This is a genomic window from Aneurinibacillus sp. UBA3580 (assembly GCF_002375825.1).
Taxonomy (GTDB): Bacteria; Bacillota; Bacilli; order Aneurinibacillales; family Aneurinibacillaceae; genus Aneurinibacillus; species Aneurinibacillus danicus.
On the sequence record NZ_DFMZ01000071.1, the window covers coordinates 1 to 10,772 of the forward strand.

The following is a 10,772-nucleotide window of genomic DNA, read 5'->3' on the forward strand; positions in this document are numbered from 1 at the left end:
TACGAAGGAGAAGAGAACGAGGAGAGAATTTTAATGTAGAAAAAGGCGGAGGCCTTTTTCTTCCCTGGATCTCATTTCTTCTTCCCCTTCCTTCTTTCCTCATGATTTTCACAAAAAAAGGAGAGGGGCTACCCCTCTCCTTTTTTAGCGTCCGTTTTATTTGTCGTTTTATCTGATTTTTTCTCTGATGTATTATTCGATTGTCCGTCGGAAGGCCTGGTTTGTTTTTTCGATGACGTTTCCGCGGCTTCTTTTTTGCCATCCGTAGAACCCTGTTGTTCTTCGTCTTGCTTCTGATCACCTTGTTCTTTCTGATTACCATTAGAAGTACCGTCGTTTTGATCGGTCTGCTTATTTTCACCGTCTGTCGGTTGGGAACCGACAGGCTGCTCAGTTTGCTTGTTTTCGTTTTCCGTTTTCTTTTGTTCTTCTTCTGCTTTCTTCTCTTCTTCCGTTTTTCCGCCGTAAGAAGCTGGATTCTTAGATGTGGCCAGGTTAGCGTTATAGATGGCCGCCATTGAGGTGCCTGGCGGACGCTTCATATAGTTACCAGCAGGCGAGAGATTCGGATCGATTTCGAGCGCAGAAGTGAAAATTTTCCCCCATATCCTTAATACATCATCGCGGTGCCTTCCTTGAAGGCTATATTTCATATCGTACCCGGTCCATACGCCAAGCGAGATATCGGGCGTATAGCCGATAAACCATCTGTCACGGTACTCCTGGCTCGTGCCCGTTTTACCCGCAACATCACGACCCATGCGATAGCGTGCTATCTGTCTGCCTGTTCCATACTCAATAACATCGCGCATCATATCGGTCATCATCCACGAGGTCTGCGGTGAGAAAACGCGGACCGGTTTTGGCTTATGCTGATATACCGTTTCCCCTTCACTGTCCACAATACGCTCAATCATGTAGGCATCGACAAAATTACCGCCGTTTGGAAACGTAGCGTAAGCATTGGTCATTTCTTCAACGGAAATTCCTTTTGTGAAGCCGCCAAGTGCTGTAGACAGGTAATAATCGTCTTTCACAATAGAGGTAACGCCCATTTTTTTAACATAATTGAGTGATTTCTCTACCCCGGTTTCGAAATATACCTTCACCGCCGGAATGTTTTGCGAGCGCGCAAGCGCCTGACGGACGGTCATCGGTCCTTTGAAGCTTTCGCCATAATTGCTTGGTTTATAGCCGCGGAATTCGGTCTCTTCGTCTACTACGATCGAGTTTGGTGAAATAATGCCTTCCTCAATGGCAGGCGCGTATACTCCAATGGATTTAATGGTTGAGCCGGGTTGACGGGGCGATGTCGCAAAGTTTGTCTTTTCAATGCCGTTATCCCGACCTTCAATCATGCCGATGATAGCACCTGTCTTGTTATCGAGCAGGACGGCAGCGACCTGTTGCGGCATTTTTTTGTCTCCGATCGGATTCCGATCCGGACCGAAGTTGTTCGGATCCTTTGCGATCGCATGCATTTTGTCATAAATTTTTTGGTCGATAGTTGTATAGATATGGTAACCGCCCTGGCGTACGGCCATTCGTTTTTCTTCCAGGAGTTTGGAGTAAGGCTCGTTTTTCAACTCCGGATTTTTCTCGAAATCTTGATCCAGCAAAATTTTAGCTGCCCGCTCTTCGATTTCTATCATCAAATAAGGATATCTTTCGATTGCCGGTTTAGGCGGATTTGTTAGCAGGTGAGCCTTGATATCATAGGCGAGTGCTTCATCATATTGTTGTTTAGTGATTTTCCCGTTTTCCAGCATTCTGCTGAGTACGAGTTTTTGTCGTTCTTTGCCAAGTTTCAATCCTTTTTCCTTGAACGGAATATACGAATACGGTGCCTGGAGCATACCTGCCAGGTATGCAGATTGGGCGATGTTTAAATCTTTGGCGTCCACGCCGAAAATTCCCTTGGCAGCAGCCTGTACCCCGTACAAGTTAGTACGATTGGCGTTTTGGCCAAAATACATTTTGTTAATGTAAGCATCAAGAATTTGTTCTTTGCTAAACATCCGTTCCATACGGAGGGCAAGGAAGATTTCCTTGAATTTTCTTTCCGGTGTTACCTTCGGAGAGAGGATGGTTTGCTTAATTAATTGCTGTGTAAGCGTGCTTCCTCCCGTCTGGACCGGTGAATTCGTAATTTGTTGAAGAGCGGCACGAGCGATAGCTGAAGGCACGATACCATTATGTTCATAGAAATATTTATCTTCGGTCGCGATAATGGCATCAATCAAATGAGGCGAAACTTCTTTATGCGATACGAGACGTCTGTCTTCGGCTGTAATGAGCTGTCCAATCATCTTTTTGTCTCTGAAATAGGCAAATCCGGTCAGGTTGTTGGCGGAGATTTTTTGATAAATCTCATTATAGCTGCGAACCGGGTCCGATTTGACAAGAGAAGCCACATAGCCGGCGGCGGTACCGCCCGCGAACAATACGCCCATAAAGAATAAAATAGCTGAGACCTGGAAAACAATGAGAAGAGTATGCCAGAAGCTCTTTTTTCGTCTCGGCCTGTCCGGCGTATTCACGGAACCGTTTTGTTTTTCCATATTACTCCCCCTTACAAATAACAGCAACATTATATCATAAAGACGGTCCAAGAGGATAAATGTTGCATCTTTACGCTATTTTTAGTTATTATGAGAATAACGTCAAAACAATATCATTGTATTCGCAATGAACGCGTATCAGTAGTGGCTTGAGTCCCGGAAGCGGCAGAGAGTCGGTGGGAGGTGCAAACCGGCCCGGCCAGGCGGCGAAGTACAGCGCGGGAGCGAATTCTGCGCCGCATTATCTCTTTCTGCGGAGCGGACGGCTTATGATGATTATGTACAAATAGGCCGTTATCCTTGTGAGCGAAGGACTTCTGTCCTTAAGTAAGGGTGGTACCGCGAATAAACTCGTCCCTTTGTGGGGCGGGTTTTTATTTTTTTAGAAAACGGAGGTAGCCAAAATGAGTGAACAAAGCAAAGTCAGTCTGACGGAAGAACAGATTCGTGAGGTTGAGCGGCAAATGAATATCATTCGCCGCGGGGTGGCGGAAATTATACCGGAAGAAGAAATGCGGAAAAAAATCGAGCGTTCAGTCGTGACGGGTAAGCCGCTGAAAGTAAAGCTGGGATTGGACCCGTCCGCACCGGATATCCATGTGGGCCATACGGTCGTACTGCATAAACTGCGCCAATTCCAGGAACTGGGGCATACCGTGCAGCTTGTCATCGGCGATTTTACCGGCCGTATCGGCGACCCTACGGGCAAATCGGAGACGCGGAAACAGTTGACTGAAGAACAAGTGAAAACGAATGCGGCTACATATGTAGAGCAGTTCGCGAAAATTCTCGACGCAGATAAGATTGAAGTCAATTACAATAGCACATGGCTTGCACCGATGAATTTTGCTGATGTGGTTGGACTGGCGGCCAAAGTGACCGTAGCGCGGATGCTGGAGCGCGACGATTTCGAGAAACGCTATACCAACAACCAGCCAATCAGTATCCATGAGTTTTTCTATCCGTTAATGCAGGGATATGATTCGGTGGCGCTGGAAAGTGACGTGGAACTTGGCGGAACGGATCAGAAGTTCAACCTGTTGATGGGACGCCAACTGCAGAAAGAATACGGACAGGAGCAGCAGTGTGCTCTGACGATGCCGATTATCGAAGGCCTGGACGGCGTTCAGAAAATGAGCAAAAGCCTGGGCAATTATATCGGCATCAGTGAGCCGCCAAACGAAATCTACGGCAAAGCGATGTCCATTCCGGACGAATTGATGATCAAATATTATGAACTTGCTACAGACATCTCAATGGAGGAATTAGAAAGTTTGAAAAAAGGGCTCGAAGACGGCTCCGTTCATCCGCGCGACGCCAAGATGCGCCTGGCCCGAACGTTTGTACGGATGTACTGGGGTGAGGATGCCGCAAATGATGCGGAAAATCATTTCAAGACGGTGTTCCAACAGCGTGCGCTTCCGACCGATATACCGGAGAAAGAAGTTCCGGCAGGCGAGCTCGAAGACGGCAAGATTTGGGTCGTAAAACTTCTATCCACTCTCGGACTCGTTCCATCTAATGGCGAAGCGCGCCGCATGGTCCAACAGGGCGCCGTCAAAATTAATGAAGAAAAAGTAGGCTCCGTAGACGATCACATCGCAGTCGAGGAAGGCATGATCGTCCAGGTCGGTAAACGCAAATTCGCGAAGATAACATTAAAATAAAACAAAACATAAGAGCAAGAGGGGACAGGGTTGCACTCAATAGGGTGGAAAAAGAAAGGCTGCATCTTAGCAACCCTGTCTCTCTTTCTTATATACCTGTCATTAGTCAAATAAAAAACCCCATCGGTATAACACCGATGGGTTCTGTGCGTGCTCTTCCCGATTAACGAGAGTAGAACTCGACGATAAGTTTTTCGTTGATTTCAGCCGGCAGTTCTTCACGGTCCGGAAGACGGGTATACGTACCTTCCAGTTTCGCATCGTCAAAGCTCAGGTAGTTCGGCAGGTATGAGCGAGCTTCCAGAGAGTCTTTCACGATTTGCAGGTTGCGGCTCTTTTCGCGAAGGCCGATAACATCGCCCGGTTTTACGCGGTAAGAAGGGATGTTCACTTTCTTGCCGTTTACCGTGATGTGACCGTGAGTTGTCAGCTGACGGGCAGCCGGACGAGTCGGTGCGAAACCAAGACGGTACACCAGGTTATCCAGACGGGATTCGAGCAATTTCATGAAGTTTTCACCGACAACGCCGGACATTTTGCTGGCTTCGTCGAACGTTTTGCGGAATTGTTTTTCCATCATACCGTACATATGACGAAGTTTTTGCTTTTCAGTCAACTGAATTGCATACTCGCTCATTTTGCGGCGAGCATGTCCATGTTGTCCCGGCGGGAAGTTGCGTTTGATGTCTTTTCCAGTTCCGTCCAGGGAGATACCCAGACGACGAGCCAGTTTGTGGCGAGGGCCAGTATAACGTGCCATAACTATTCGTTCCCCTTTACAGTAAGATTAATTAGGTGTTTACTTCCGCCTGGCTAGTTCCTTACTTTGCTACATGCTCTTCGGACGGTAGCGTTTCCGCCGCATGCTCCGTTAAGGGACAGGCAGCCGCAGCCCTTAAGGGAGGAAGCTAATGACGTGACCAGACGTTTTTACCTAAAATCATTGCTACCCTGTGTAAAGCACATAAATAATATTATATCCGCTTATGGATGAAAGTCAACTTTTTTCTTGGCTTACAACATTTTTTCCCGATTTACAATAATGATACCGAGTACTACAAGCAGAAGTGCCACAAATATAATCCCATGCAGCACTTCGTGCAGCATCATAGCAGACAGCAGCACACCAAATACCGGAACGAGGAAGAAGTACATCGATACTTTGCCTACCTTATTGTATTTCAGTAGCGTATTCCAAAGGGCAAATCCGACGGCGGACAAAAAGGCGAGATACACCAAATATACGAGTGCCAGTCCGTTAAAATGGAACGGTTGCCATCCGGCTCCGCTTGCCCCCAGCAGAAGCAGAACAACAGATCCAAGCATCATCTGATAAGAAGTAAGGTAGACAGTGCCCGTAGCAACTGCGTGGTTTTTGGCAAGAATGCCACCGAGCGAATTTGAAAAAGCGGAGACAAGCAGTGCCAATTCTCCGAGACCGATAGAGAGGCGCAGTGTGCCTTTTGTGCTGCTTGCAAGCAGTACACCGGTAAACCCTAGCAAAAGACCAACCAGGCGACGCCGATTCATCCGGTCATTGCTGTACATGTAATGGGCAAGAATAACCGAAAAAAATGTGCCGGATCCGGCGATAATGGAGCCTTGGATGCCTGTGCTGTAGCTTAGCCCAATATAAAACAGTACATATTGCAGCGTCGTCTGAAAAAAGCCAACTTGCATAACCGCTGGAAGCGAGCCTTTTACAAGCACAAACCGACGTTCTTTTATGATTAGAAAGGCTGCCAACATCAGCGAGGCGAGGAAAAATCGGTAGCCTGCAAACAGTATCTGCTCAAAAAATTCATTCTGTCTGATATCGAGTAATTCGTAGCTTAGCTTAATAAAGGGAAATGCGCTTCCCCATAGAAAACAAACAAATACTGCGACCGTTGCGATGCCTGCACGATGGGTGAAAAATCTTTCTGTATTCAACGACATGTATGCCTTCTTTCTTAAAGAAATAAAATAGAAAATTCTAAAAAGAAACGGATGAAAAACAGATATAGATATAGTACAATATCAAACAAAGCAGGTGTGACAGAAAATAAAAAAAGCGAAGTCGAGAGGAGCCAGAGAATGATGAGCAAAGTGGAAACAAAAAAAGGATATTTCGGAGAATTCGGCGGAAGCTTCGTACCGGAGCCGCTGCAGGCGGCCCTTGACCACCTGGAGAAGGCGTTTGAACAATACAAAGACGAGTCTGAGTTTAACGAAGAGCTGGAATACTATCTGAAGGAATATGTGGGACGCCCCAATCCCCTTTATTTCGCGCAGCGTCTGACCGAGAAGTTGGGCGGAGCGAAGATTTATTTAAAGCGTGAAGATTTGAACCATACGGGTGCCCATAAAATCAATAACGTAATGGGACAGGTGCTGCTTGCTAAACGGATGGGGGCAAAACGTGTCATTGCCGAGACAGGTGCAGGTCAGCACGGTGTAGCAACCGCCACGGCATGTGCGATGTTTGGCATGGAGTGCGTGATTTATATGGGGGAAGAAGATACCCGCCGGCAGGCGCTGAACGTATTTCGGATGGAACTTCTCGGCGCGAAAGTCGTGGCGGTGAAAGACGGTGCACGCACGTTGAAGGAAGCGGTGGACGCTGCGCTGATGGATTACGCTGAGAACTACGAAAATACATTCTATCTGCTTGGCTCGGCGGTTGGGCCGCATCCGTATCCAACGATTGTACGCCATTTCCAATCCGTTATCGGTCGTGAAGCACGCGCTCAGCATCTGGAAAAAGAAGGGCGGCTGCCGGACTATATTGTCGCCTGCGTTGGCGGGGGAAGTAACGCCATTGGTTTGTTTGCGCCGTTTTTTGATGATAAGGAAGTGGGCATTATCGGTGTGGAGCCGGGCGGCAGAGGACTCGCTACAGGACAGCACGCAGCGCCGCTTACGGCAGGAGAGCCCGGTATTATTCATGGCTTCAAATGTTACATGATGAAAGACGAAGACGGAGAGCCGGCCTCTACCCATTCGGTTGCTGCCGGCCTGGACTATCCGGGGGTCGGACCTGAGCACAGCTACTACAAAGCGATCGGCCGCGCCGAATATGTGGCTATTGATGATGAGGAAGCGCTGGAGGCGTTCCATGCGTTGTCGCGAACAGAAGGGATCATCCCGGCAATCGAGAGTTCCCATGCCGTAGCCTATGCCATGAAGTTGGCTCCAACTTTATCTGCGGATCAATCCATTATTGTAAATCTGTCCGGACGTGGAGACAAAGACGTACAGCAAGTATTCGATATGATGCATAATAAGAAATAAGCCAGATAGAGAAGAGAAGGCCTGAACAAAGCGTATCAGGCCTTCTTTTCGTTACAAAAAAATGAAAGTAAGATGATTAATGGAAAACTATAGAAATAATGCGTGAAACATTGTTTGATATTTCGTATAATTATAGTAGTAGATGTTAAAGTAGGGAAGGGTGGAGTCTTCTATTATTACTACAAAGCATGTGTATCTGGTACGTCATGGAGAAACGGATTGGAATGCACAACGTTTGATTCAGGGACATAGCGATATTCCGTTGAACGAACGGGGGAGGGAGCAGGCAAGGAGACTGGCCGCACGTCTAAAGAATTTTCCGATTACACAGGTGTGCTCCAGCGATTTGCAGCGTGCTTTCTATACGGCATCCGCTGTGGCGGAGTTGCTCGGACTTTCCGTCTGTTGTCATACGGAACTCAGGGAGCGAAACTATGGTGATTTGGAAGGTAAAGATTATCGCACGATTCGCGAACAATTTCCTGACTTTGATCCGTGGACGGATACCGAGAGCAAATACAATGTAGAGACGTTTCCGGCAATGCAGCAGCGCGGCATCGCTTGCCTGACTAATATTTTGCAGGAAAGTGACGCTGAGCATATTCTGGTGGTTAGTCATGGCGGGTTAATTAACGCCATGCTTCATCATATGAGCGAGGGGCTGCACGGTACGGGAAAAACGAAGTTGGTCAATACTTCACTTAATCACATTCAATATGATAACGAAACATGGATGGTTCATACGGTTAATGACGGGACCCATCTGGACGAAGAGTAAGAGAGCGGTAAAGAGAGAAAGAAGGCGGAGTTGTGAACAATCATATGATCAACCAGAAACCGGAAGAGATCGTATTTCGCGATTTGTATTCGGCTCAGTTGGCGAATGTATTTCAAAAAAGTCTCCGGTTTATCTCGTTTCCTTCCTTTTTGATAGAAAGGGGATGGCTGTTTGTATCTGATCAATCCGGACGTGTGCTCGCTTCCAAAAAATTCGGAAGCCCTGTATTTGGCATGCAATCTTCTTACCCGCTTCAAGGCGAGGAAGAATGGAGTCAGGTCCATGAGGAAACAGGCAGTCGAACGGTGTGTTTTCCTGTTCTGAGAAATGTCTGGTTTCCGGGATACATAGGAATGGTTCTCCCTCTTTCGGTTGAAGAGAAGCATGCGATTACTTTTTTGCAAGGATTTTCTGGTGTATTCCGCCTGACGCAGGAGCAGTATATCACGGGAGAAATAGCTTCATGTATTCAGACAGTCAATCAAGATATGTATTTGGATAGCGTGATGCAGACGATTGTCCAACATGTAGCTTCCAATATGACGCTTACTGATTGTGTGGCGGTCGTTTTCGATGAGGAACAGGATGGCAGGCTTCCACGCTGGTCTTCCAGTGATCGAAAATTGCTGCAGTGGCAGTCGGAAGTTCTTCATAGTCCCAGAAAGGTATATGAGAACATCGTCTCGAATTTCTCCTCGGAACGCAGAGTTTTGCATAATGAAAATACGAATATTCGAGAGTTGTTAGGGCTTGAAAAAGATTTTAAAGAAAGGTGTCTCATCTCTCCGTTTCGTTATAAAGACAAAATTATCGGATTTCTGGCGGCCTTACGCAATGCGAGCCATCCGTTCACTTCCCAGGAGCAAAACTTTATATACCGGTTCACCAAAGATTTAAGTCTGGTTGTCTATAATTCTATCATCTACATGCGTGCACAGCGCGACGAGCAGAAGCAGGCGATGCTTTTTGAAATTACAAAGAAGTTTCATTCTTCCATCAACGTAGATGATGTACTGGGAGCTGTTATTGAGAATACCAAAAAGCTCTATCCGGAGATGGAGGTAGATTTGTGGCTGTCACATGACTCTTTCTCTACCACGCTTCCAGTCAAGCAGTTTTCCTTTTCGAGCGACGGTAACAATGTGAGTGCTCAGGCATTTATGGAAGCCCGTACGGTTATGGTGCGTTCAGAAGGAACCCGCAGTTTAACGTTGGCCGCGCCGCTTCGCGGCAAGCAGGGCGTATATGGTGTACTTGAGCTATACAGCGATAAACCGATTTCGCTGCCGTCCCGTGAGGTGGAATGTATTACGATGCTGGCCGATACAGCAGGCAATGCGTTCGAGAATGCGCAGTTATATGAACAATCCCGTCGTCTGATTAAAGAGTTGCTGCTCATTGATGAGATGACGCGGCAGTTGAACAAAAATATTAAGCTGCATGATTTGTTGGCGTTTATTACTCGCAAGTTGACCGAAACATTCCGGACGGAGCATTGCTGTATTTTTTCCTGGTCTGATGACGAGAATGCATTTGTGATGCGCGCCTCCACCCAAAAGGAAACGAAGGAGTTTGTGCTGCCGATACCTAAAACGGGTAAACTGCATGATTTGTTCGTTAAGAAAGAGTCACTTCTGCTGGCGGACGCTACCGAGACGGAAGTCGTACTTCCCTCTTTTTCGTATAAATCACTAATGGCAGTGCCGTTTATGGAGAAGGAAGAAGTGACAGGTGCCATCATGCTTATGGATTCCAAGCCGAATCGGTATACGTTTGATGACTTTAAGCGTCTGGAGATGCTGACTCGCCATGTAAAAGTAGCGATTACCAATGCTTCACTGCATGCCGAAGTAGAACGTATGGTGGTTACGGACAATCTGACGGGGCTGTATAACCGGAAGTATCTGTATGACAGCATTCGGTTTTCTCAGAGCCGGGATGTTTGCGGCTCGCTCATTTTAATCGATGTAGATCATTTCAAAAATATTAATGATACGTACGGCCATCAGATAGGGGACGAGATTCTTGTTCAGGTAGCAGATCAACTAACGGCATCCATTCGTACCTCCGATATTGCCGCCCGTTGGGGAGGCGAAGAGATGGCTGTCTATCTTCCAAAGGTGCAGAAAGAAATTGCCCATCAGGTAGCAGAGCGTCTCCGGTTGAATATTATGCGCATCACGCGGCCAACCGTGACCATTTCGGGCGGGGTTGCGACATGGACAAAAGAAAATGGGATTTTAGATGTTCAACAATTGTTCCAGCGAGCGGATGAAGCGCTATACCAGGCCAAACGCGCCGGACGTAACCAGGTATGTGTAGCTGAAGCTGAGCTTGCATAGCGATAATATGGAAAGAGGGCTTCGGAAAACGGAGCTTCTTTCTTTTATTTTCTGTGAAAATCATGAGAAAAGAAGGAGAGAAAGGGGAAATGAGAGCCGGGGAAGAAAAAGGCGTTCGCCTTTTTCTACATGAAAATCCTCTCCTCATTCT

At 47.0% G+C, this 10,772-nt stretch carries 7 protein-coding genes and 1 other annotated feature; of the genes, 4 read left to right on the top strand and 3 right to left on the bottom strand.

Annotation, left to right across the window (positions count from 1 at the left end; all coding sequences use genetic code 11):
* Window positions 1-128: 128 nt before the first annotated feature.
* On the bottom strand, window positions 129-2,561 hold the full coding sequence (locus tag B2899_RS10825; RefSeq protein WP_286885734.1) for a transglycosylase domain-containing protein: 2,433 nt from the start codon (window positions 2,559-2,561) through the stop codon (window positions 129-131).
* 118 nt (window positions 2,562-2,679) lie between these two features.
* Window positions 2,680-2,923 (top strand) — a binding site (T-box leader).
* A gap of 42 nt (window positions 2,924-2,965) precedes the next feature.
* On the opposite strand from B2899_RS10825, the gene tyrS reads away from it, so the two are divergent.
* Complete coding sequence (gene tyrS, locus B2899_RS10830; RefSeq protein ID WP_286885735.1) at window positions 2,966-4,228, top strand: tyrosine--tRNA ligase; 1,263 nt, start codon at window positions 2,966-2,968, stop codon at window positions 4,226-4,228.
* Window positions 4,229-4,391: 163 nt separating this feature from the next.
* On the opposite strand, the gene rpsD is transcribed toward tyrS, so the two are convergent.
* Both rpsD and B2899_RS10840 read right to left on the bottom strand, forming a co-directional pair.
* Window positions 4,392-4,988, bottom strand: coding sequence for a 30S ribosomal protein S4 (gene rpsD, locus B2899_RS10835; RefSeq protein WP_286885736.1), 597 nt, complete (start codon window positions 4,986-4,988; stop codon window positions 4,392-4,394).
* A gap of 254 nt (window positions 4,989-5,242) precedes the next feature.
* On the bottom strand, window positions 5,243-6,166 hold the full coding sequence (locus B2899_RS10840) for a DMT family transporter (protein WP_349679046.1): 924 nt from the start codon (window positions 6,164-6,166) through the stop codon (window positions 5,243-5,245).
* A 141-nt stretch (window positions 6,167-6,307) separates the two neighbouring features.
* On the opposite strand from B2899_RS10840, the gene trpB reads away from it, so the two are divergent.
* The 3 genes from trpB (at window position 6,308) to B2899_RS10855 (ending at window position 10,621) form a co-directional block, all read left to right on the top strand.
* On the top strand, window positions 6,308-7,501 hold the full coding sequence (trpB, locus tag B2899_RS10845; protein ID WP_146808498.1) for a tryptophan synthase subunit beta: 1,194 nt from the start codon (window positions 6,308-6,310) through the stop codon (window positions 7,499-7,501).
* A gap of 160 nt (window positions 7,502-7,661) precedes the next feature.
* On the top strand, window positions 7,662-8,279 hold the full coding sequence (locus B2899_RS10850; RefSeq protein ID WP_146808470.1) for a histidine phosphatase family protein: 618 nt from the start codon (window positions 7,662-7,664) through the stop codon (window positions 8,277-8,279).
* Window positions 8,280-8,311: 32 nt separating this feature from the next.
* Window positions 8,312-10,621, top strand: coding sequence for a diguanylate cyclase (locus B2899_RS10855; RefSeq protein WP_286885739.1), 2,310 nt, complete (start codon window positions 8,312-8,314; stop codon window positions 10,619-10,621).
* Window positions 10,622-10,772 lie beyond the last annotated feature (151 nt).